Source organism: Amphibacillus xylanus NBRC 15112, assembly GCF_000307165.1.
In the GTDB taxonomy this organism is placed as follows: Bacteria; Bacillota; Bacilli; order Bacillales; family Amphibacillaceae; genus Amphibacillus; species Amphibacillus xylanus.
The window spans coordinates 491798-515926 of sequence record NC_018704.1; the positions used below are offsets into that span (position 1 = coordinate 491798).

Annotated in this window: 20 protein-coding genes, 4 pseudogenes and 1 riboswitch; of the genes and pseudogenes, 21 read left to right on the top strand and 3 right to left on the bottom strand. The window is 34.8% G+C overall.

Annotated elements, in window-relative coordinates; all coding sequences use genetic code 11:
* Positions 1-14: 14 nt before the first annotated feature.
* The 8 genes from AXY_RS13000 (at position 15) to AXY_RS02620 (ending at position 7088) form a co-directional block, all read left to right on the top strand.
* Positions 15-473: a zinc ribbon domain-containing protein gene (locus tag AXY_RS13000; protein ID WP_231841424.1), complete on the top strand. Its 459-nt coding sequence runs from the start codon at positions 15-17 to the stop codon at positions 471-473.
* Positions 474-482: 9 nt separating this feature from the next.
* Positions 483-629, top strand: a complete 147-nt coding sequence (locus tag AXY_RS12705; RefSeq protein ID WP_015009224.1) for a hypothetical protein — start codon at positions 483-485, stop codon at positions 627-629.
* A 274-nt stretch (positions 630-903) separates the two neighbouring features.
* Positions 904-1941: a hypothetical protein gene (locus AXY_RS02595; protein WP_015009225.1), complete on the top strand. Its 1038-nt coding sequence runs from the start codon at positions 904-906 to the stop codon at positions 1939-1941.
* Positions 1942-2172: 231 nt separating this feature from the next.
* Complete coding sequence (locus tag AXY_RS02600) at positions 2173-2856, top strand: response regulator transcription factor (RefSeq protein ID WP_015009226.1); 684 nt, start codon at positions 2173-2175, stop codon at positions 2854-2856.
* A gap of 11 nt (positions 2857-2867) precedes the next feature.
* Entirely contained in the window at positions 2868-3917 is a 1050-nt protein-coding gene (locus tag AXY_RS02605) for a sensor histidine kinase (protein WP_015009227.1), read from the top strand.
* A gap of 139 nt (positions 3918-4056) precedes the next feature.
* On the top strand, positions 4057-4833 hold the full coding sequence (locus AXY_RS02610) for an ABC transporter ATP-binding protein (RefSeq protein ID WP_015009228.1): 777 nt from the start codon (positions 4057-4059) through the stop codon (positions 4831-4833).
* A 2-nt stretch (positions 4834-4835) separates the two neighbouring features.
* Positions 4836-6758, top strand: coding sequence for an FtsX-like permease family protein (locus tag AXY_RS02615; RefSeq protein ID WP_015009229.1), 1923 nt, complete (start codon positions 4836-4838; stop codon positions 6756-6758).
* A gap of 15 nt (positions 6759-6773) precedes the next feature.
* Complete coding sequence (locus AXY_RS02620) at positions 6774-7088, top strand: YxeA family protein (protein ID WP_015009230.1); 315 nt, start codon at positions 6774-6776, stop codon at positions 7086-7088.
* Between the two features lie 395 nt (positions 7089-7483).
* Here AXY_RS02620 and AXY_RS12475 read toward each other — a convergent pair.
* A pseudogene (locus AXY_RS12475) lies at positions 7484-8857 on the bottom strand (IS3 family transposase).
* A 51-nt stretch (positions 8858-8908) separates the two neighbouring features.
* A riboswitch (TPP riboswitch) is annotated at positions 8909-9007 on the top strand.
* Between the two features lie 103 nt (positions 9008-9110).
* On the opposite strand from AXY_RS12475, the gene tenA reads away from it, so the two are divergent.
* The 4 genes from tenA to AXY_RS02650 all read left to right on the top strand — a co-directional run bounded on the left by tenA (position 9111) and on the right by AXY_RS02650 (position 12390).
* Positions 9111-9797, top strand: coding sequence for a thiaminase II (gene tenA / locus AXY_RS02635; protein WP_015009234.1), 687 nt, complete (start codon positions 9111-9113; stop codon positions 9795-9797).
* A 64-nt stretch (positions 9798-9861) separates the two neighbouring features.
* Positions 9862-10629 (top strand): ABC transporter ATP-binding protein, encoded by a 768-nt coding sequence (locus tag AXY_RS02640; protein WP_015009235.1) that lies wholly within the window; start codon positions 9862-9864, stop codon positions 10627-10629.
* A complete protein-coding gene (locus AXY_RS02645; protein ID WP_015009236.1) occupies positions 10629-11378 on the top strand; it encodes an ABC transporter permease in 750 nt (249 codons plus the stop codon). Before AXY_RS02640 ends, AXY_RS02645 begins: the two co-directional genes overlap by 1 nt.
* Positions 11368-12390: an ABC transporter substrate-binding protein gene (locus AXY_RS02650; protein ID WP_015009237.1), complete on the top strand. Its 1023-nt coding sequence runs from the start codon at positions 11368-11370 to the stop codon at positions 12388-12390. Before AXY_RS02645 ends, AXY_RS02650 begins: the two co-directional genes overlap by 11 nt.
* A gap of 277 nt (positions 12391-12667) precedes the next feature.
* Here the strand turns inward: AXY_RS02650 and AXY_RS12480 are convergent.
* Positions 12668-13787 (bottom strand): annotated as a pseudogene (locus tag AXY_RS12480) (IS3 family transposase); the annotation flags it as partial.
* A gap of 95 nt (positions 13788-13882) precedes the next feature.
* On the opposite strand from AXY_RS12480, the pseudogene AXY_RS13130 reads away from it, so the two are divergent.
* A pseudogene (locus AXY_RS13130) lies at positions 13883-13972 on the top strand (IS3 family transposase); the annotation flags it as partial.
* A 57-nt stretch (positions 13973-14029) separates the two neighbouring features.
* Here the strand turns inward: AXY_RS13130 and AXY_RS02665 are convergent.
* On the bottom strand, positions 14030-14323 hold the full coding sequence (locus tag AXY_RS02665) for a hypothetical protein (protein WP_015009242.1): 294 nt from the start codon (positions 14321-14323) through the stop codon (positions 14030-14032).
* Positions 14324-14638: 315 nt separating this feature from the next.
* Between AXY_RS02665 and AXY_RS02670 the strand changes: the two are divergent.
* The 8 genes and pseudogenes from AXY_RS02670 to AXY_RS02705 all read left to right on the top strand — a co-directional run.
* Positions 14639-14917, top strand: a pseudogene (locus AXY_RS02670) (transposase); the annotation flags it as partial.
* A gap of 119 nt (positions 14918-15036) precedes the next feature.
* Positions 15037-15609, top strand: a complete 573-nt coding sequence (locus AXY_RS02675) for a restriction endonuclease subunit S domain-containing protein (RefSeq protein WP_015009244.1) — start codon at positions 15037-15039, stop codon at positions 15607-15609.
* Positions 15599-15847, top strand: a complete 249-nt coding sequence (locus tag AXY_RS13155) for a restriction endonuclease subunit S (protein ID WP_041450085.1) — start codon at positions 15599-15601, stop codon at positions 15845-15847. The genes AXY_RS02675 and AXY_RS13155 overlap by 11 nt, the downstream gene beginning before the upstream one ends.
* A 72-nt stretch (positions 15848-15919) precedes the next feature.
* Positions 15920-16801, top strand: coding sequence for a GIY-YIG nuclease family protein (locus AXY_RS02685; protein ID WP_015009245.1), 882 nt, complete (start codon positions 15920-15922; stop codon positions 16799-16801).
* Between the two features lie 26 nt (positions 16802-16827).
* Entirely contained in the window at positions 16828-19776 is a 2949-nt protein-coding gene (locus AXY_RS02690; protein WP_015009246.1) for a DUF4268 domain-containing protein, read from the top strand.
* Positions 19777-20274: 498 nt separating this feature from the next.
* On the top strand, positions 20275-21798 hold the full coding sequence (locus AXY_RS02695) for a carboxylesterase/lipase family protein (protein ID WP_015009247.1): 1524 nt from the start codon (positions 20275-20277) through the stop codon (positions 21796-21798).
* A 1094-nt stretch (positions 21799-22892) separates the two neighbouring features.
* Complete coding sequence (locus AXY_RS02700; protein WP_015009248.1) at positions 22893-23663, top strand: hypothetical protein; 771 nt, start codon at positions 22893-22895, stop codon at positions 23661-23663.
* Positions 23660-24010 carry a hypothetical protein gene (locus AXY_RS02705; protein ID WP_015009249.1) on the top strand — a complete coding sequence of 117 codons (351 nt, stop codon included), beginning with the start codon at positions 23660-23662 and terminating at the stop codon, positions 24008-24010. The genes AXY_RS02700 and AXY_RS02705 overlap by 4 nt, the downstream gene beginning before the upstream one ends.
* The last annotated feature ends 119 nt before the right edge of the window (positions 24011-24129 follow it).

Genomic DNA, 24129 nt, shown 5'->3' on the forward strand with positions numbered 1-24129 from the left:
AAGCGGCTAATCGGATGCTAGAATATCAAGCAAGTCAAAAGAATGTAGCGGTTGGGAGTAGAAAATATTTAAATCGTTATCCTTTCTCAGGAAAGATTGAATGTGCAGAATGTGGCGATACATTTAAAAGGAGAATTCATACTTCTACGCATAGAAAATATATTGCTTGGTGCTGTTCAACACAGATCAAAAACAGAGATGAATGTTCGATGCTTTTCATTAATGAAGTGTTAGGAAACAAGGATAACTATTTGAAGATATTAATAGAAAATATTGAAACAGTTTTGAATGAAAATGCGGATAAACCAACAGCTGATATTGACGAAAAGTTAGAAGAACTCCAAATGGAACTGCTGAGGCTCGCAAATTCAAAAGAAGATTATGATGACGTGACAGAAGAAATATACCGGTTACGGGAATTGAAACAGGAAGTCATGATGAAAAATGTAGCAAGGGAAGGACTTATACGGTAGATTGTAGAAATGACAAAATTTTTAAAAGAGCAACCGCAGAAACTTGAAGTGTATGACGATTTACTTGTGAGGCGCTTGGTTGAAAAGATAGCGATTCATGAAAGACAATTAACAATTGAATTTAAGTCAGGGATTGAAATTGCAAAAGAAATATAATATGAATACTTAATGAGCTCATGCTGGAAAAGGCATGGGCTTTTACTAGTGTTAAATTGACTGAAAACTTTAATAGTATAGAATAAAAGTAAACGATACTAGGTGGGGTGATATATTTGTTATCAATTTTTAGGAAAGATTTATATGATGAAGTTTGGTCTGTTGGAATGACAAAGGCAGCTAAGAAACTTGATATACCTTATCATAATCTGAAAAGGCTTGTGTTGATTATGACATACCATTGCCGACCCAATCTTACTGGAGTCAATTATACATGGGGAATGAAAAGCCATCGCAGCCAAAATTACCGAATGCGGAAGATAATGTAGTGATTACAATTAAAAAAGCGAAAAAGAATCAAGTTAAATTAGCTCCAAAAAAGATTGTTAAGTCCACAAAAGAAAAACAAGAATTACCACCATTAAAAACAAATCACGGCAAATTATCAGAACAAGAAAAAAGTTATTTTTCTTATTTTAAACAAGATGAAGATAGGTTAATAGATATTTATAATAATTTAAAAATAAATAAAAATCTATCCTCAAAACCACATAAGGCGATAGTAGGGTATCGTAAAAAGGCTCAATCCTATCGAGAAGATAAATTGAGAATTAAATCGGCATCTGGAGAAATATTTCCAGAAGTTTTACCGTTTATTGATAGTTTATTTAAAGCCCTTGAAAAAGCAGATGCTAAGATTGTCCCCAAATATGATGAAACAGAAGTTATATTGAAAGATAAATATACTATTACTTTGAACTTTAAATTACCATGTAGAAAAATTAACCTATCACCAGAAGATGAAAGATATTCTACATATCGTACATTTGAATATGAAACTAAAGGAATAATAAATGTAGAAGTTGGTTATAAGTTATATTGGTATAGTTGGGGGAGAAGTGAAAAAAATATAAATCAAACAAAAAGAATGACTAGAGAAGATCTTTTAAGAAAAGTATTTGTATATATATTCTCCTTGCCTAAGATAATAGATGAAGAAGAAAAGGCTTATATAATTAGAGAAAAGCAAAGGCTAAAAGAGGAAGAAGAAAGATTAATCTTACAGGAAAAGCGAGACAATGAATACACAAAAACACAGCAACTCATAAACAATTCCTTGAATTACTTCTATTCTAAATTAGTTCAGGAATATGTTGCAGCTGAAATAGATGAAGAATCAGAGGAATACAGATGGGCGATAGAAAAGGCTAACTGGATTCGGGATTCAGAAAAACATCCTGATGAGTTGTTAACCGAACACGAAAAAGAAAAATTGTTTAATAAGAAAGCTAACCGTACGAACTTTTGGTGACGAGTTTATTTTTAGGGGAGAAACACTATGAGTTTATTTAAAAAAATATTTAAGAAAAGTAAAGAGAATCACAGCAAATCAAATAAGGGTTTAATGAATGCTTTATCAATAATTCATTTTTTATACTTAAATAGTTTTTGTATATCATGTACACTAATATTGAAGTTTATAATTTATAATGTCTTCAATATGAAAATAAGGTACTTTTGTGAATAGGAAGGAGATATCCAAATGAATATGAACATCTTTATTATTGAAGATGATCCTCTTCTGTTAGAAGCTTTAAATGAGGGGTTAAGCCAATGGGCATATGAGGTAAGTTTTCCAAGTGATTTTTCTAATGTACTGGAAGACTTTGTAGCGCACAGGCCCCATCTAGTCATTATTGATATACAACTTCCTAAGTTTGATGGCTTTCACTGGTGTAGAGAGATACGTAAAGTGTCTAAAGTTCCTATTATTTTTCTTTCTTCAAGAGATCATGCCATGGATATGGTCATGGCCATGAATTTAGGAGCAGATGATTACATACAGAAGCCATTTAATATGGATGTTCTTCTGGCAAAAGTACAGGCGCTTCTTCGCCGAACCTATACCTATGAAGAAGCATCCTTCGATATAATTGAATGGAATGAAGCAATTATTGATTTAAGGAGTGGAGGAATTCGTAAGGGTGATAAAACTGTCGAACTTACGAAAAATGAATTTTTAATTCTCTCGGTGTTAGTCAAATCAAATAATAACATTATCTCCCGTCATGAATTGATGAAAATACTCTGGGACGATGATCAATTTATTAATGATAATACCCTAACAGCTAATATCACAAGACTACGACAAAAGCTTTCTGCACTTAATTTAGAAGAAGGAATTGTGACAAAAAAGGGACAAGGGTATATGGCCATTACACTCTAGGAGGGTGCAAATTGTTTATCACTTATCTTATTTATAAAAAAAGTTGGATTGCTCTAATTATGCTGTTTCTTATACTTACTAATGTTTTAATTATATTTGATGGGGGGATTAATGTGGAGCCCTCTTCACTTATTTATTTAAATGGGTTGTTTCTAATAATTTTTGCTGTTTTTTTTATTTGGAGATACAAAAAAGAGACCTCCTATTATAAATCTCTGCTTAGACTTTTTAGAGATTTGGACGATGATTGGTTTGAAAGTATTTCTCCTCCTCATGTCCATTTTCCAGACAGTATTGTATATACACTTTTACAAACAATCCATGAGTTTGAGCAAAACAAACGTCTCGAGGATCACTACTCTCAACAAATGGACCATAACGATCTTTCATCATGGGTTCATGAAATGAAAACTCCCCTTACAGCCATGAAGATTACCATAGATGCCCATCCTTCCAATGAATTAGCTCAAAGACTTGATTCAAATTGGTTAAAGTTACACTTATTACTAGATAGACAGCTTTATATTTCACGATTAGATACCCTAGAAGCAGACCTATTGCCACAAAAACTAGAAGTCAACGCTCTGATAAGACAAGAGATTCGTGAGCTATCAACCTGGTGTATGGAAAAAAATATAGCCATTGATTTACTAGGTGATAAAAGGTATACGTATACTGATAACAAGTGGTGTGGGTTTGTTATAAGACAGCTTTTAACCAATGCAATTAAGTACAGTCCAATAGATGGAAATATATTCATTAACATTGGCCTCTATGAAAATGAACTCGTTATGGTAAAAATTAAAGATGAAGGGCCTGGTATTCAAGCACATGACCTGCCGCGTATATTTGATAAAGGCTTTACTGGAGAACAGGGAAGAATCCAACGCTCATCTACTGGAATGGGGCTTTACCTTGCAAAGGAAGTTAGCAAGAAGTTGAATATTCAACTTGAGGTTGATTCAGTTGTTGGTGAAGGCACATCTATTTCAATGATATTTACTAGTGAGAATCCATTTGAACGTATTAGGAGATCATATAAATCAGACATACTGAAGTAGTTAGGTTATTGAAAACCTAACTACTATTTATTTTATTAGGTGACAGAAATATCACATTCGCTTTCGTTTTATCACCTAAAGCTTACGACATAGATCCACAAACATACTACAATATACATATAACTTTATTGGAGTGGATATGATGAAAAAGCAAAATACATTGCAGACCGTTTTACTAGCTGAGGATGTACGTAAATCTTATGGCACAAAGGGAAATACTCAAGAGGTCTTAAAAGGAATAAATCTTCGTGTTATAGAAGGTGAGTTTGTTGGTGTCATGGGTCCTTCGGGTTCTGGTAAGACAACACTACTCAACACCTTAGCCACAATTGATCGTGCCACAGGAGGAAATATTTTTATAAATGATCAAGAGATTTCAAAAATGAAAGATACCCAACTATCAAATATTAGGCGAAAGCATCTAGGCTTTATTTTTCAGGATTACAATTTGCTTGATACATTAACGGTAAAAGAAAACATATTGTTACCTGTTTCTCTAACAAAAATAAGTAAAGATGAGGCCGAAAAAGAGTTTAATGCAATTTCGGGGATGTTAGGAATCAAGCAGTTGGCCAATAAATACCCTTTCGAAATTTCAGGAGGTGAAAAGCAACGAACTTCTGCAGCGCGAGCGTTAATTCACTCACCTGCAATTGTTTTTGCTGATGAACCTACTGGAGCCCTTGACTCAAAAGCAGCTTCTAATTTATTAGAAAAGTTATGTGAGATTAATAAAAAACGCCAAGTCACTATAGTTATGGTTACTCATGACCCGTTGGCATCGAGCTATTGTAATCGGGTAATCTTTCTAAAGGATGGAAGAGTTTTTTCTGAATTGTATCGGGGAGAGAAAACGAGAGAATACTTCTTTAAGGATATTCTCGATATGCAAGCTGTTCTTGGAGGGGGTAGCTAGAAATGACTATAAAAAAATTAGTGACTCGCAGCATGCGAAAGAACATCAAAATGTATTATCTCTATTTTTTCTCGATGATTTTCAGTATAAGTTTGTATTTTATCTTTGCTACCCTGCAGAATGACCGAACTATTATGAATATGGCCAATGATAGTACCCTCTTCTCTACGGCCTTTCAAGTGGCTGGATTATTACTTATTTTCATTACCATTGTTTTTACGATGTACGCTACGAGCATCTTTATTAGAAGGCGTAGTCAAGAAATTGGATTGTATCAGTTAATTGGCTTGTCTAAGGCTTGGGTAGCTCGGGTACTAATCTTGGAGCACACTATTCTTGCTTTAGGAGCTTTACTTATTGGAATGATCGTTGGAGCTTTGCTCTCGCGACTCTTTCTTTTACTGTTTATGAACCTGATAGGTCTTGAAGCTATGGTTGGTTTAACCTTATCCTGCCAAGCAGTCATCCAAACAATTGCAGTTTTTACTTGCTTAATTGCTGTCACATCATTACAAATTATATTGACAGTTTATCGCAGAACACTAATACAATTGTTTAAAGCAAATAATCAAAATGATTACTTTGTCAAGCGTCCAACTATCCTTTCAAGCATTTTAGGGATAGCAGGATTAAGTTTAATAGGGTTTGGCTATTATGTGTCTACCTTGATTGTAGAGCATGCAGATTTGCTGATGTTTCTTATGTTAGTAGTCCTAGCTAGTACCATACTGGGAACCTATTTAGTCTTCCATACGACAATAAGCTGGATATTAAATGTTTTTCGAAAAAAGAAAAATGGGAATCTGGGCTTGTATAATAGCCTGTCGGTTGCCCCATTAATGCACAGAATGAAAGGTCACGCCAATTCCTTAACCTTAATCACTGTATTGTCTGCTGCAACCATTACGATGATTTCACTTTCATATTCCTTATACTATTCAACGGAAAAAGATGTGAGATTGGCTATGCCTTTTGACTTTGCAGTGGAAAATATGCAGGAGGAAGCCGCTATTATATCAAGTAGGTTAGAGGAGGAGCAAATTGGATTCGAACATTATCAACTAGAAGCCATGCGATTTAATGGCACATGGGTAGAGCAGGATTCAAGTGTAGATAATCGCCATAGAAGGTTTATGCTTTTTTCAGCAGAGCAAATGGACCAGGCTGGATTAGATGTTCAGATTCCCCAAGATGGTGAAGCAATCTACTATAATACACGAGCCATTATAGAGGGAATGGATACCTCATTTCCAAAAAAAGTGCAGTTTGCATCAAAACATCAAGCAAATTCACTAACAGTCTCCAAGTTTAGGCTTGAAAATGTGATGAATTACAGATTCTATGGCGAACAATTACTTGTTTCTAATGAAACCTTCGAGAAAATGAGGGAAAGCATCCTAGAGGACGAGCACAAAGAACTGTTGATATTTGATGTGTTTCACTTACTAGATACTGAGAAATCAGATATGGCTTCTAACATCTTTCTAAGGAATGTGGATAGTGACCTATATATCACTGACTTTTATTCCACATACGAGGGATCCCGTCAAACCTTTGGTATACTTATTTTCATCGCCGGTATTTTAGGCTTTGTATTTATCCTTTCAACAGGAAGTATTTTGTACTTTAAACAAATGACAGAGGCTGAACAAGAAAAGAACCATTATCGAACCCTAAGGCAACTAGGATTTCGAGTAAATGATATTATGAAAGGGATCATTCGTAAACAGCTCTTTGTTTATTTAATTCCTCTGGGAATTGGGTTAATTCATGCTGCTTTTGCTCTTAACGTAGGTTCTGTTCTCATGGCTGCAAGCATGATTACCCCAATCATCATTAGTATGGCAGCGTATATTGTCATCTATCTTACGTTTGCCGTGTTTACTATTCAATATTACAAAAGCATTGTCACAAATGCTCTATAGAAAGGAAGAAAAGTTATGAAAAAGTTCTTAATATCCTGTATTGTTGTAGTCGTTGTTTTTGGAAGCCTATATTTCTTCTTTCGCGAGCCATTCGATCGTTTTAATCCATTGCTTGAACAAGAATATGTCTATATTGAGATTCAAAATGAACCTGCAGATGATAACGGAAGATATAAATATAAGGAGGAGGGTGTCACTGAAAAAGGAGAGACTAAACAAGTGGTATTTACGACCAGTACTAGACTTGAGGAAGGTACACTCTTGAAAGTACTCGCCAAAGGTGCATACACACAAGAATATAAATTTATAAATGAGATTGAAATGCCATAAAACCCAAGTTAATAGTCTTCGTAAATGGTACAAATGGTGGATATGTTCCCGCATACGACTATTTCATTAAAAAACGCAAATACATCAATTCTATCAACTCGTCCCACATCGAGTTGGTTGCATTGATGTCAAGAGTGGACGGATAAGAAGAGTTGAAGTGTTGATAGAATAAGGTTTATATGGTTTCACCTATGTTTATTTTATATGAATAAACAGGTGGAATCCTTTTTGTTATTGGAGTGAGAAGTGCTAAAAATAGGGGTTGAGTTGATGGAATAGATTTCCAATTGGAGAGTTGACAGAATAAATGAAATTCTATTTAAAAAAACTGAAAGCAGTAACTTGAACTGAACCCTATTTTCTAGACAGTTTAATAAAAAGGGATATAGTTGCTCTTATGCTGCGATTAGATGACTTCGGTAGGTTGCCGGGGTCATCTTATTTAATGTCCATTGCTTTCTTGTATGGTTGTAATGATTCATATACTCTACGACTAACGTATGTAATTCAGCTAAGTTTTCAGCTTCCTTATAATCCACTTCATCTTCAAAATGACCAAAGAACGACTCCATTGGCGCATTGTCAAGGCAGTTTCCTCGGCGTGACATCGACTGTTTTAGCTCCAATTCTTTTATAAGTTACTGAATTGCTGGAGGCGTATAATGAAACCCTTGATCGGAATGAATCGTTGCTTCCAGATGAAGATTACCATCTAGATGCATATTTAATTGTTCAAGTGTCTCATACACAATCGACATTTTAAGTGTTGTTGATAGTGCATAGGCGACGATTTCTCTTGTAGCGACATTTTTTACGCAAGATAAATAAGCTGTTTGACCACCTCGATATTGTAAGTATGTCATATCGGTTAAGAATACTTTCCCTGGCTCATCTTGGTTAAACTCGCGATTTAAATGATTTGGTATACGGCGGTGTGACGCTGTTGCTTTTGCTATATGGCGATAAGGATTCACACGACGTACTTTTGCGTATAAGTTGAATTTACGCATTAAACGAAGAATCTTTTTATGATTCATGGGTTGGTCTAATACATCAACTAACGCCATATAAAATCCTCGATAACCAATTTTCTCTTTCGCTTTATCATAAATCGATTTCAGTAATAAATAATCTTGATAATCTGATTCTTCACGAAGTGCATCATTTTTCTGCATTTTGAAGCCATTTATAATAGCCGCTTGGACTGATATTCGCGACTTGGCATAAATAGCGTGTCATATTTTTTAGTTGATACAGACGAATTGTTTCATTGATTGCTTGGTATTTTTCTCTTGGTGTTAGAACTGTCTCTTCTTCGCCTCCCTTTCCATTTCGTCGAGCTTTTTTAGAAGTGTTAACTCAGCTTCTAAAAGTCGAATACGTGCTTCAGCCTTCTCTAATTTTTTGTAAGCTGATAGTTTTTCAGCACGCGGACGACCTGTGTTGCCTTTCCCACGACGCCCTTCTAGAAAACCTTGTTCACCAAATGTTTTATAGGTAGACCTCCAACGGTTCAATGCACTCTGAGCTCTCTTTAATCCAATGATTTCTAAATCAAATCCAGCTACTCTAAAGATTTGAACTGGGCCTTTTCCTGCTAAATTTTCCTGAACAGCCTTAAATTTAAACTCAGCTGTATATTGAATTGAGCGATCTGAAACAGATGCCACATTTGGATTCGTTTCAATTTGTCTGTGTTGATGTTCATTTTTAGAGGAAATAGACGAATCATTGATGAATAACCGTGATTTTGATCGCTTAAAAAACATAGACACTTGACAATACCTTTACTTTATGGTTGTCTATGAGTAACTGAATAAATGAATCACTAGGGGAGCAATATTGCTGAGAAAGACATGTCTTGACCCTTTGAACCTGATCTAGGTCATACTAGCGTAGGGAAGTGATGGCGGACAAAACAACTATCTTAATTTTTGTTGTGTATTGTAAACCATTCCTTACGCTTGTAGGAATGGTTTTTTTGGTTCATTATTCAAATAATAAAATAGGGAGAGAATATACATGCAATTTACGGATCGTTTATTTGAGAAAGTAAAGCCCGTTTGGGACAGTTATTTAGAGCACCCTTTCGTTAAAGGGATTGGAGAAGGTACGTTAGACAAAGGAAAGTTTATTCATTATATGAAGCAAGACTATGTTTATTTAATCGAGTATTCACGTGTTTTTGCTATAGGTGCTACGAAAGCAAACGATTTGAAAACGATGACAATTTTCGCTAATTTGCTACACGGTACAATGAACTTTGAAATGGATTTACACCGTGAATATGCTGAGAAATTTGGTATTTCTAATGAAGCATTAGAAGCAACGAAACCCTCATCAACGATGACAGCTTATACAAGTTATATGATTAGCCAAGCACAACTCGGTGGAGTTGAAAACGCAGTCGCAGCAGTCCTTGCGTGTGCTTGGAGTTACAACTGGATCGGAAAGGAATTAGCTAAGTGGCCAGATGCATTAGATCATGAATTGTATGGCAACTGGGTAAAAATGTACTCATCAGAAGGCTTTACGAAAATTGCTGATGATTGTATCCATTTAATCAATGAAATTGCTAAAGGTAAGCCCGAACATGAGTTAGATAAATTAGAAGACATATTTATTAAAACGAGCTACTTTGAGTATATGTTTTGGGATATGGCAGAAAATATTTCGATGTGGCCAGTATCAAAATTAGCTAACGTTTAATTGATAAACGATTGATGCGGAGAAGACTTCAATACATCTCCGCCTTCATGTAAGGAGTAAATATATGTCTCAAGAAAATAAAACTGCAATTAAATTTGACGAAGTATCTTTTCAATATGGACGAGGACACGATGAAAGACCTATTTTAAATAAACTGACTTTTTCGATTCCAAAAGGAGAGTTCGTCAGCATCGTTGGAGCTAGTGGTTCAGGAAAGTCCACCATTTTCCGATTAATCGTCGGTCTTGAACAACCTAATGAGGGCGATATTTACTTAAATGGACGTATTGAACAATCTCGATTTGGAAAAGTCGGCTATATGCCACAACAAGATTTGCTAATGCCTTGGAGAACTATTAGACAAAATGCCCAGCTCGTTCCTGAAATTAAAAGGAAACGTGACGATAAACAAGTGCAGATACTTCTAAAAGAGTTTGGACTAGAAGGATACGAAGACAAATACCCCCACGAATTATCTGGTGGTATGAAACAGCGGGTTTCATTTTTGCGGGCAACTTTATCTGGATCTGATATTCTTTTACTCGATGAGCCATTTTCCGCCCTAGATGCAATGACAAAGATGTATATGCAAGAATGGTTATTAGAACAATGGGAAAAACAACAGTCGACCATCTTATTCATTACACACGATATATCCGAAGCGTTGTTTTTATCAGATCGAGTCTATATCGTAAAAGAAACCCCGATTACTTCATTACACTCGATTGAAGTTCCATTAAATAGACCACGCACTAGGAATGATTTAGATAAAAGAGAAGTCATATTATTAAAAAATCAACTAATCGAACAGTTCAGAACGAGGATGTCATGATGCGAAATTATATCAGTTCATTCATATTTATATTGATATTGCTAACGATCTGGGAAATCGGTGCACGAATGGTGGATAAAAGTTTCATCTTACCTACACCTACAGATATTGTATGGACCTTGTGGGAACTGAAAGAAGTATTATTGTTACATCACCTGCCTATTACATTAAGCGTCATTGCAATCGGACTATCTATTTCAATTGTATTAGGTATTAGTTTAGCAATTAGTATGAATCTATTTAAAAGTTTAGAAAAAATGTTTTATCCAATTTTAATAACGTCTCAGACGATTCCGATCATTGCACTTGCTCCAATTTTCGTCTTATGGTTTGGCTATTCGATTTGGAGTAAAGTAGTCGTCACAATTATTATTACCTTTTTCCCGATTACAGTCAGCACTTTCGATGGCTTTCGTTCAACGAATTATCAATTAAAAGAATTATTACAATCCATGGGAGCTAATAAAAGACAAATCTTTTTTAAACTTGAAGTACCTTCTGCTTTACCTTCATTTTTCTCAGGTATGAAAGTTGCCGTACCGATGAGTGTGATTGGAGCTGCTATTGGTGAATGGCTAGGAGCTCAAGCAGGGTTAGGTTATTTTAGCCGTCGAATGATGGCTCAATTTGATGGAGCCGGTGTATTTGCTCCGATTGTCATCTTATCATTAATAGGTATGCTGTTATTTGCTATTGTCGTTTTTTTAGAAAAAATTTTTATGAAATGGAGGGTTTATGATGAGAAGTAAAGTGATGCTATTTTCCCTTATGTTAATAACAATATTGATGCTCGTTGCTTGCACTGAAGATGAAACAGAGAGCAAGGATGCTAGAGAGTCAACAACAAATGATGAAAAAGAAACCGTCTCGATTATGTTAGATTGGTATCCAAATGCTGTACATAGTTATTTATATGTAGCCCAGGAAAAAGGATATTTTGAGGAAGAAAATATCGTTGTTACATTTCAATTCCCAGCGAATCCGACAGATCCATTAACCTTGGCCGCTTCTGGAAAAGTAACGATGGGCCTTTATTATCAGCCAGATGTTATAATGGCGAAGGCGAATGAAGATATTCCAATTAAAGCTGTTGCGGCAGTCGTTCGTGAACCATTAAACCACGTCGTATATCGAGAAGATAATCCAATTCATTCACCAAAAGAATTAGTCGATAAAAAAGTTGGTTACCCTGGTATTCCAATTAATGAAGCGTTAGTCAAAACGATCGTTGAACATGATGGTGGGAACTATGATGAGCTTGAAATGATTAACGTTGAATTCGAATTAGGTTCTTCTTTAATCTCTGAACAAGTCGACGCCGTTAGTGGAATGTTCGTCAACCATGAAGTGCCTTTATTGCGTAGTCAAGGATACGAGGTTGATTATATAAACCCAGTAGATTACGGAGTGCCTAGTTACTATGAAGTTGTAGCGGTAACGAGTGACGAAACGTGGGAAAATAATCAAGAAACAATCAAAGCCTTTTGGCGGGCTGCTCGTAAAGGATTTGACGATATGATAGATAATCCAGAAGAAGCTTTAGATATTTTATTAAGCAACCAAGATAAGGCAAATTTCCCTCTGGATAAAGAGGTCGAAACTGAAAGTATGAACATTTTACTCCCAAAAATGAAATCCGAAGCAGGTTTTGCTAACCAAGAAAAGGAATCGTGGGAGGTAACAGCAAAATGGCTAAAAGAATATGGATTAATTGATGAGGTACCAAATATTGATGACCTTATTATTTCAATTGAACCATAACTTAGTTTTTAATGAGTTTGGTATGTCAACACTAAACTGAACAAATTTTATAAGGTGTATTGATCTGTTTTACCGCGCACGATTAGTGTTCTTCATGAAAATAGTAATTTTATTTTATCACTTGACTCGGAGCCTCTGCGGGCATGATTTCGATAGCCTTGTCAGCCAATCTAAACAAACAACGCTGGCTATGGCGTAAAAGGCTATCACAGCCCGCCTCTCCAAGTAAAGTGGTGCTTGTCATATTAGTTTGCTTGTAACTGTGCTTGGTTTCTGTTGGTGTTAAATAATCTAGTGAACCATGGATGCGAATATTGTTAAACCAATTGACGTAATCAAATAATTCTAATTCTAGCTCTTCTTGACTTGTAAATATTCGTCCATTCACGAATTCTGTTTTGATCGTCTTAAATGTTGCTTCAGCTACTGCGTTGTCATAGGGAGAACCTTTATCACTTAATGATCGTTCAATGCCAAATGCTTCTAAGGCTTGGTCAATTAACTGGTTATTAAACTCACTCCCACGATCTGTGTGAAATAATTGAAGGTGATTTAGATTGTATTTAACCGAAGCGAACGCTTTTTGAACTAGAGCTAAATCTTTTTCGTGGATCAGAACTTTGACCTATGATTTCTCGATTAAATAGATCGACTAACACGCAAATATAATGCCAATTATTCTGTGTCCGCACATATGTTAAATCACTGACAACAACTTTTAACTCTGTATCTTGAGTGAATTCATGGTTCAACTTATTTCCGATTTCAGATTCATTTACTTATGATTTATTAGGTTTAAACTGTGCTACCGTGTATTTAGAGACAAGTCCCTGCGCTTTTATAATTCTACCAATTCGGCGGCGTGAAACTTTAGAGCCTAGCTTTTATAGTTCTTTTTTAATTTTTCTTTGACCGTAAATGTCGCGACTATCTTTAAAGATTTTAACAATTAATTCGGATAATTCATCGTCTTGATTATCACGTATTTTAGCTTCATAATAGTAGGTGCTTTGTGGAATTTGTAGGACGTCACACATTGTACCTGCGGTTACTCGGTACATAAAAAGACTGCTGATATCGAGTATTTGTATTTGTTATTTCGAATCACATTTACGCATCAATCTATTATCAGCGCGGCTTGCTTTAACATATCATTTTCCATCGCAAGTCTTTGGTTTTCTTTACGAAGACGAATCAGCTCTTCCTGTTCAGATGTTCGATTATCTTTTTTTTCAAAAGATCCACTTGTTTTGTGCTGGCGAACCCATTTATCGAACGTCGAAGGCATTAATTCGTATTCTTTTATCATTTCAGCTCGTGGTTTTTTCTGACAAATAAAGTTGGATAACTTGTTGTTTAAATTCTTTTGTAAATGATCTTCTTGGTCTTCTGGTCATTCTAGACACTCCTCCGACTTTTATTGTATTAAGTTTAGATGACCTTAACGAATCTGTCCAACTAAGTGTAACCTATCCATACACTAGTCGTAGAGTATATGAATCATTACAATCATACAAGAAAGTAATGGACATTAAATAAGATGACCCCGGCAACCTACCGAAGTCATCTAATCGCAGCATAAGAGCAACTTATCGCTTTTTATTAAACTGTCTACAAAATAGGGTTCAGTTCAGCGAAACTAAGTAATTATTTTTTTATTTTTTAGTTCTAAAAATATAGGTGCTATATTTAGTAAAATGCAAACAACTGTTAGAATCCATAACGTCTTTTCCATAGTAGGTACAACATCTAATAAAGCCGACCAATCTTCACCTTTTACCCAATTGGATATAAGGCTATGTTCTGCACAGAGTGTCAATGCCGTAAATGATAACCCCATTGCCATAGCAAGTCTATAGTCTTTTCCTACTTTATACATATAAAGATTTATAAAAGTTGCTACTATAGCAATAAGCCCTAATATTAACCACATATCTATGCCTCCATTATATTTTTGTTTTAATTGAATATTTATCTGCTGATATGCAACTAGCAGTAGTTAGATATAAGTATAGCATATTATTTACAATCTTGAATTGTAATATTAAGTGAGATACCAAAAAAAGACATGTCATGATATACTCATCTATAACCTACCAAAGTTAAGGAGGGTGTATCTGACATGTCCTACACCCATCTTACTAAAACAGAACTGGTATTCATAGAGGAATAGCAGTCTTTCAGTCTTTCAGGCCGAAAGACTGCTGAAAAACTTAAACGTGGTCATGAAGCAATTTATTGTGTCATAAAATCAGTCAGCAATGAACAAGGTATTGACATATACTTTATGGATCCAGGCACACCGTCTCAACGTGGATTAAATGAACATTCAAATGGCCTAATGAGACGGAACGGATTACCAAAAGAGATAGATTTCAAGCCAGTTCCACAGGCGTATATATCCAAAGTTTTCAACTGGCGAAATAATATTCCAAGAAAGTCCTTGGGATACTTAACACCAATTGAGTATTTCATGAAACTTGTTGATCAAGCATTTGAGAAAGGTATGTTGTCTCGCTTAATTTGACAGACTAAACTAAAAATTAATTAAAGCAAGAACGACGGGCTCTGTAAGGCAAACACTTTCATAAAAACCTTTCAGATATAGAAATCCCAATACCCGATATAGAAACCCGGAAGAAAAAATTGCAAAACCTAAATAACGTAATTGATAAATCAAAATTATTAGAGAACAATGTTAAAGAGCTAGAAGATAGTTTAGACAGTGCTCTATTTGAAGAATTGGGAATTAAGAAAATTGAAGAATCTAATAAGACAACAAGTAAACTTCAATTTACCAACTTTAAAAAGCTCATAAAATGGGGAGTTGAATTTAACTTAGCACTAGGTGGGCCAGATGAAATCATTTTATCAAATTTATTTGAAAATGTTAGGTTAAGTAGTGCTGCTCATATTAATCCAAGAACTAATTATGAAACCATTAGTGACGAATCTCTAATCTCATTTTTACCAATGGAGTGTATTTCAGATATATATGGTGAAATTATTCATAGATATGAAGGGAGTGTATCAGCTTCTAAGGGCTATACTAGATTCATGGAAGATGATGTACTTTGGGCAAAAATTACTCCGTCTATGCAAAATGGAAAATGTGCAGTAGCAAAAAAATTGAAAAATGGCTTTGGTTATGGCTCTACAGAATACCATGTGATTAGAACAGATAGCAAGAAACTATTAAATATAGATATTGCCTCTTGAGAACACGCAGTATAAGAAAACGGCACACTATTATTTTACTGGTTCGGCAGGGCAACAAAGAGTAAGTGCTAATTTCTTTGAAAACTTTGTTATTCCGTTACCTTCTATAAAAAAACAAGAAGAAATATGTGATAGAATATTTTCTAAGAAAAGAGAGATAAAGAGATTAAGGTTAAATATTAAGTCGCTAAGGGAAGATGCTAAAAGAATGTTCGAACTCGAAGTTTTTGGTGAATAAACCTTTTCAATAGATCAATCAGTATTTAATATAAAGGATTTTTATATCAATATATTAAGAGGGGGTGGAAAGATGGCGGTGCGGGGTAAAAGCATAAATTTATTTCTGATGGATGGGACAGCTGTTGGGAGGATAAAATGTACTCTCGCTAATTGGACGGGTGTTGCTTATAAAATACCTAGAACAGAACTTGATAAATGTAAAGAGCGGGAAGATCTTAAGCAAAGTGGCGTTTACTTTTTATTTGGGACATCTGATGAAACGGGAGAAAATATTGTCTACATTGGTCAAGCAGGGGCAAGAAAAAATGGTGAGGGCTTACTTTATCGTCTGCAGGAACATAAAAGAGATGATAGCAAAGATTATTGGACAGAAGCAGTTGTCTTTACTACTTCAAACAATTCTTTTGGGCCAACTGAAATAAGCTATTTAGAAAATAGATTTTTTAATTTAGCTAAAAACGCAAGAAGATATAGTGTTAAAAACAATAGCGATCCAACGTCAGGTAATGTAACTGAAGAAAAAGAAAGTGAGTTGGAGGAGTTTATAGAGTATGCTGAAATAGTTATGGGGACATTCGGTCATCGAGTATTTGAATCCCTTGAAGAAAAGCCAACTAATAAAGAAATTAAGGAAGTAGAAATTGATGATGAGCCTTTATTATTTTTGAAAACTTCTAAAGCTGAAGCCAAAGGCCGAAGAACTAATGAAGGATTTGTTGTTTACAAAGGTGCGTTAGTTTCTATTAATCCTACTAAAAGTTGCCCAGAGACTATTAATAATTTGAGAGAGCGATATAGTGATAGGATAAAATGTGGCATGCTTCAAGAGGATATACTTTTTACAAGCCCTTCTGCAGCAGGTTTTGTAACATATGCCAGTGCTAATGGCATGATTATGTGGTTAGATAAAAAGGGAAGAACTTTAAAAGAAATAGAAAGCAATGAAGATTAATGTCTCTGGAAGGAGGAAGTGCCTAAATGTCAAATGAATTAATTTCTTTATCAACACTATTTCAAAATAGACTATTTAGAATACCAGATTATCAAAGGGGATATGCATGGAAGAAAGAACAGCTAGTAGATTTTTGGGAGGATTTATTAAATCTTCATGAAGATAGATACCATTATACTGGACTTTTATCTTTAAAAGCTGTTAATAAAGAAAGTTTACGCTTATGGGGAGAAGATAGCTGGTTAATTGATATTGGCTATAAGGCATATCATGTTGTAGATGGTCAGCAAAGATTAACCACGTTTTCTATACTTATGTATGAGATAATATCTTTTATTAAGCGGTTAGATGAAAATCAAGAAAAATCGGATGATAAGATATTCATAGGATTTGAATCCGTCAAAGCGATTACAGAAAAGTACATAATGAAGAGTCGGCCACCAGAAAACATGATTAAAACATATATGTTTGGATATGAGCTAGACAATCCTAGCTATAATTACTTAAAACATAAAATATTTGAAGAACAATTTGGTGGAACAATTGTTGAGACTTATTATACTCAAAATCTTATGTATGCAAAAAAGTTCTTTGCTAGAAACCTTGAGTCTTTATTTGAAGCAGAAGGCATGGATGGGATTGAAAAACTATACAAAAGGCTTACATTAAAACTAATGTTTAACCTACATGAAATTGAGGATGATTACGATGTTTTTGTGGCCTTTGAGACAATGAATAATAGAGGAAAAAAACTTAGTAACTTAGAACTTTTAAAAAACAGACTTATCTATTTAACAACTTTGTTTGATGATGAACAGTTAGACGATAAGGATAAAGGACAATTAAGAAAGAATATCAATGATGCTTGGAAAGAAGTATATTATCAGCTAGGAAGAAATCAAAACCACCCCTTAGCTGATGATGAATTTTTAAGGGCTCATTGGACAGTTTACTTTCAGTATACCCGAAGAAAAGGCGATGACTATATTAAGTTTTTATTGAATAAATTTTCTTCAAAAAATGTATTTGATAAGCATCCTGTTACAATTGATAATGAAATAGCTGAACCTCAAACTGAGGATGAAGATTTTGATGATGAGGATGTGATTGAATCTACGGAAGAGGAAACTATCCTAGTAAGCAAATTATCTCCAAGTGAGATAAATGCTTATGTAAGTAGTCTTAAGGAAATCGCAGAATACTGGTATTACACTTATTTTCCTCATGATAGTGATGAATTATCTGCTGAAGAAAAGCAATGGATAAATAAATTAAATAGAATTGGAATCGGATATTTTAGACCACTAGTTGCTATATCTTTGTCTCTCAAAAATGAAGTTGAAGCGGAGGAACGTGTTTTACTTTTTAAAGAAATAGAACGATTCATATTTCTTTGCTTTAGAATGGCGGGATATAATGCCAGCTATAAAAGTAGCTATTATTATAATAAGGCAAGAGATGTTTTACAGAGAAAAACAAGTTTGAAATCTGTGGCAGATGATTTAATGGAGACAATAGATAATGATTTAAATCCAATTATAACAAACTTTATAGCTAGAACAGATAGACGCTTTGATTCGGGTTTAGGCTTTTATGGTTGGCGAGATTTAAGATATTTTTTATACGAATATGAAAGCCACTTATCTACTAAAAACAATATTCAAAAAATAGACTGGCGGATGTTTTCTAAGGTTGAAAAAGACAAAATTACAATTGAACATATTTTGCCTCAAACACCAACTAAATGGTATTGGCGTAATCAATTCCGTCATTTTAATGAAGAGGAAATAAAGATTTTGTCTGCTAGTTTAGGTAATCTATTACCTCTTGCACAGAGCATAAATTCTTCTTTGCAAAATGATAGTTTCCCCGATAAGAAGAATCCTTCATCAAAAAGAAGAGGTTACATTAATGGATCACATTCAGAGATAGAAGTGGCTATAGAAGAAGACTGGACTCCTAAAGCTATTTTAAATAGAGGTTTAAAGCTTTTAGAATTTATGGAGAATAGGTGGGGTCTCGACTTTACAGTAGAACAAAAAAATGAGTTGCTCCATATTGACTTTGTTAATGAAGAGAGAGATGAAGTGCCAGAAATTCCAGAGCCTACAACAAATGATTTACCTGAAACAGATAGTAGCTCTTCATTTTTAAAGGAGGGGTTAACAGATCTCCAACAGCGACGACTCGATTTTTGGAGGAGCTTTGTTGATTATTGTAAGTCAATTGATAGAGGGAAGGATATAGCCTCACAAAAACCCGCTCATGTAAATTGGTATGATGTAGCTATTGGAAATAGTGAATACTATATCTTTTTTCAAATTATGAAACAAAATATTTTACGGATTGGTATCTATGTTCATCAACCTGAGACATTTAAAAGGCTAGAGCTCTTAAGGAATGAAATAGAAAGCATGTATGGATCTGAACTTGAGTGGTATACAAGCCGTAAAACTAGCACCGCAAAAAGGATACTTCATTCTATAGAAACAGATGTGTTTAACCCAGAGCTATATTTAGAAAATTTCAACTGGCTAATCTCCCAATATGATAAATTAAAATCGACATTAGAAGAAATTGATACAGCTTCTATTCTATCTGTAGATAATGCCAATAATTCTAGCATTACTAGTGAAATGGTAGCTTACGCTTATGATATCTCTAAAAAGGTATTTGAAGGAAAGTTAGGAAGAACGGAAGGTAGAGATGAAATTGCAGATAGAGTAAATATGAATTCTGGATCAGCTGGAGATTATATTTCAGCTTTTTATGCAATGATGAATGGCGAAAGATATACAAGAACTCTTAATGAATACTCTACTAGATATTTTTTAAAGGCGATTTATGAAGATTATGGAGAGTTAGCTTTTAAAAAAGCTATTGATGCTTGTAGAAAGCATGCTACTTATTATGCCGCCCTAGGTCGTGGAAGGTTAGCTTATGTTGAAAAGATTGTTGAAGAGTACTCAAATTAAAGACTTATATCTTTTATTTTTGCCTAAACTTTTTAATTATTTCTATAAAGTACAGATAAGGTGTGTTCAAAAATAAAAAACAAAGAAAAGTAAAGATTGATTTTAGCATTATTTATTAATTGAACTATGGAAATTTATACTTTAGGTGTATAAAACAACAGAATATTTACTATTAGAACGCATAAAAACCCCCCTAAAGTAGTTTTGTTTTTTAGATGTCTACTTTAGGGGGAGCATATCATAAGATGTCTTGGTTTTATTAATCTATTAGTACTAAAAGACATAAGCTTTAACCTGTTGACTCAATATAAATCCAGTGCTACATTTAGGACATTAAGGAAAATCCTTATGTAGCTCTTGGGTCATACCATATTGACACCTTTGTATGCAATAGAAAACCAGTCAAAGATAAAATCTATGGTCCTTTACTTTTTCCTCATGGGATTGTGGTGTGAACTGAGCTTTTAGACAAGGAACAATTGAGAGGAGAACTGAATGATGTTAAGAAAGGTAAAAGTAGAAAACGGTTTGATTAAAGGCTTACCAGCGGCAGATCCTCGGATAACAGTTTTTAAAGGTATACCATTCGCAGCTCCGCCTGTTGGGGAAAATCGTTGGCGTGCGCCACAGCCAGCTCTTAATTGGGAAGGTACGCTAAATGCTTTTGAGTTTGCGCCAATATCTATGCAGGCTACTCCAGGTTTAAATAAAGAAGACTTTTATGCTCGTGAATGGCATGTGGATCCGGAGATTCCAATGGATGAGGATAACCTATATCTTAACGTATGGACACCGGCAACTAGCACTGATGAAAAGCTACCAGTCTATGTGTGGTTCTTTGGTGGTGGGTTCCAGTATGGTTATACAGCCGAAATGGAATTTGATGGTGAGAGAATTGCTCGTAGGGGTGCAATTGTTGTTACGGTGAATTATCGTCTGAATGTATTCGGTTTTCTCGGACACCCTGAGATAACTGCTGAAGCACCACATGCACCTACAAACTTTGGTTTACTAGATCAGCAGGCTGGTATAAAATGGGTTAAGTGTAACATCGCAGCATTTGGTGGTGACCCTGACAACATTACGATTGGTGGTCAGTCAGCAGGTGGAGGAAGTGTCATGTTCCAGTTAACCTCACCTCAAAATGAAGGGCTCTTTAATAATGCTGTCGTTCTAAGTGGTGTTTTTGCAAGCGTTTACAGAGATGAAAGGATACCGGGTGGCGGTAGAACTTTAGCAGAGGTGGAAGAAGCTGGCGTTAAGTTTTTTGATTTTCTAGGAGTATCTTCATTGACGGAAGCCCGTGCACTAGATGGTGAATTCGTTCGTCAAAAAATGCTAGAATATAAAGCCTTCTGGGGTCCAGTAGTAGATAACCAGTTTGTTATGGGAGATCCACTTAAGCTGTTTATGGAAAATAAGCGCTTGATGGTTCCAGTCATGTTAGGTCATACATCAGATGAATTCTATAGTGTTCCGAAGGTTTCTAATCTGGATGAGTTTAAGCAAATGGCGGTTCAGCTATTTGGTTCAGATGCAGATGAATTTTTAAAACTATGTAACGTTGAATCAAATAGTTTAGAAGAGGTGATAAAAAATGCCTCTATAAGAACGATTGAATATGCGATACGAATTGCTGGACAGGCAAATTCTGATAGTGGAGCTAATACGCCACTTTATTACTATAACTTTGATCCGGAAATACCTGGTTGGGATAACCCGGGAACATTCCATTCGGCGGATCTATGGTTCTTCTTTGAAACACTAGCCAAGTGCTGGAGACCTTTTGTAGGTAAACATTATGATCTTGCCCGTCAAATGACAAACTATTTAGCTAACTTTATTAGTAGTGGAGATCCTAATGGAAAGGATTCTACTGGCGAAGATATGCCGAAGTGGGAGCCATATAGTTCTGACGCTCCATATGGAATGGTATTTGGAGATCGAGCTGAATTCGTTAAAGAACAGCCTGATGATCTAATGAAGTTTTTAGTTAAACAGTATTTTAAGAATGAAAAATAAGTTGGCAAAGATGTTTTGGTAAACTAATCATCTATTTTAATAGAAGCTGGGACAAAACTAGTCAATTAAGTATAAAAATGGCTCTGAACAAAAAAAGTGTTCAAAGCCATTTTTGTTTGTTTGATTTATCATTTAAAAAATACACACAAGTTCGCGAGAATACACACAAGTTTTGCGAAATGCACACAAGTTCTCGGAAATGCACACAAGTTCTCGGAAATGCACACAAGTTCTCGGAAATACACACAAGTTTTCGGAAATACACACAAGTTCCCGGAAATACACACAAGTTTTGCAAAATACACACAAGTTTTCGGAAATACACACAAGTTCTGCGAAATGCACACAAGTTCCCGGAAATACACACAAGTTTTGCAAAATACACACAAGTTTTGCGAAATGCACACAAGTTCCCGGAAATACACACAAGTTCCCGGAAATACACACAAGTTTTCGAAAATGCACACAAGTTCGCGAGAATACACACAAGTTTTAGGAAATGCACACAAGTTCGCGAGAATACACACAAGTTTTCGGAAATGCACACAAGTTCTCGGAAATACACACAAGTTTTCGGAAATGCACACAAGTTCCCGGAAATACACACAAGTTCCCGGAAATACACACAAGTTTTCGAAAATGCACACAAGTTCGCGAGAATACACACAAGTTTTAGGAAATGCACACAAGTTCGCGAGAATACACACAAGTTTTCGGAAATGCACACAACTTCCGCGAAATACACACAAGTTTTCGGAAATACACACAAGTTCTGCGAAATACACACAAGTTCTGCGAAATGCACACAAGTTTTCAAAAATACACTCAACTTCCTCTTATAGAACAAAGAAGTGGTAATTTTATCTTGATCAGAAGCGTGTTTTGTCCCGGTCTCTTTTAAATTGGCAGTGTAAAGATTTTCCTACTCTTTATCGAGATCATTTTTTAGAAAATAGTCAAAAACTATATAAAATTTTTCTTGTTAATTTTCCTCTATTGACTATTTCTTATCAACCACTCAATTCTCTCATCTACACACAAAAAAACAGATATAATTTTTACACATTAATAACAGACATCAGAAGGACGTACATATGAATAATTTATTAATGATTACTGCAACTTTGCTATTAATACTTTTCGGTTGTAGCCAAGAACAAGAAGAAACTAGGCCAGAGACAACTGACTCGGTTGAGAGGCAAATAACTGAAGATGTAGATTCAGCCAATGATGTAGAAGCTGAGCTTGATTTGGTAACAGGTTTTTCCCCTTTTGAAGAAATAAATGATTTTGTGATGGATGAGGAAACTTTTGCATCGGTATATTATGAGTATAGTTATAATGAAGAGGACGATCCATCAACTTGGAGTTTAGGGAATATTTCCCACTCTATAAAAGCAGAGGATGGAACGATTTATTATTTCAGTAGTTTTGACCATAAAGAAGCTGGAATGATTTATGAAGTATTTACTTTTGATGAAAATAACCGTGCTGAGGTTGTAAGTAAGGTTTATTCTCCTACTTATAAAGATTTAATTGCAGAAGGTACAGATTATTATGTTACTAGAGAGATCATTGATGATGTACTTGTATTGAAGTATGAATATAATGATGACTATGATAATCAATCAAAATATGTAACGGTTGAAACATTAGATATGACTAATCTTTTAAATGGTGAAGATAAAGAATATGAAATAGAAATTGCTGTTCATAAAATGATTGGATTTATTGAGGAAGAAAGATATGATTATGGTGAAATCATCAATACATCAGAGGGATCATCATTTGTTTTTCAAGAGAATTCAGAAAATATTGGTGAGTATCAAGTGATTCAATTAAATAATAATACAGAGAAGAAATGATCATAAAAGATGCATATGAGCTTGTACTTGGTTCAGATGATAGTAAGTATATCGATTTAAAACAAGGCTATTATTTTAGTTATGATTACGAGGATGACGGATATAAACGTTTAGATATTGAGACTGGCGAACCGTTATATGATGGTGCATATGACAAAGATCTACCATTTGAAAGGGATATTTTCGATTTCTTTATTCCAGTAAATCAAGATTATTTTTATTTAGTAGATGTTTCTGACTATAATATTTACGTGATTAATAAGGATCTAGAATTAGTTGATTCTATTTCACTCTTTACAAGTGAGCATGAAATGGATCAATATGACGGACAATTATATTGGGAATGATGAATTTCTTATCATTGAGGAGTATGAGTATCAACGAGAAGATCATTTAAAACTTTCAGTGGCTGAATATATATTCTAATCCTTGCTAATTTGACTATCGATTGCTCTAAAAACTCGAT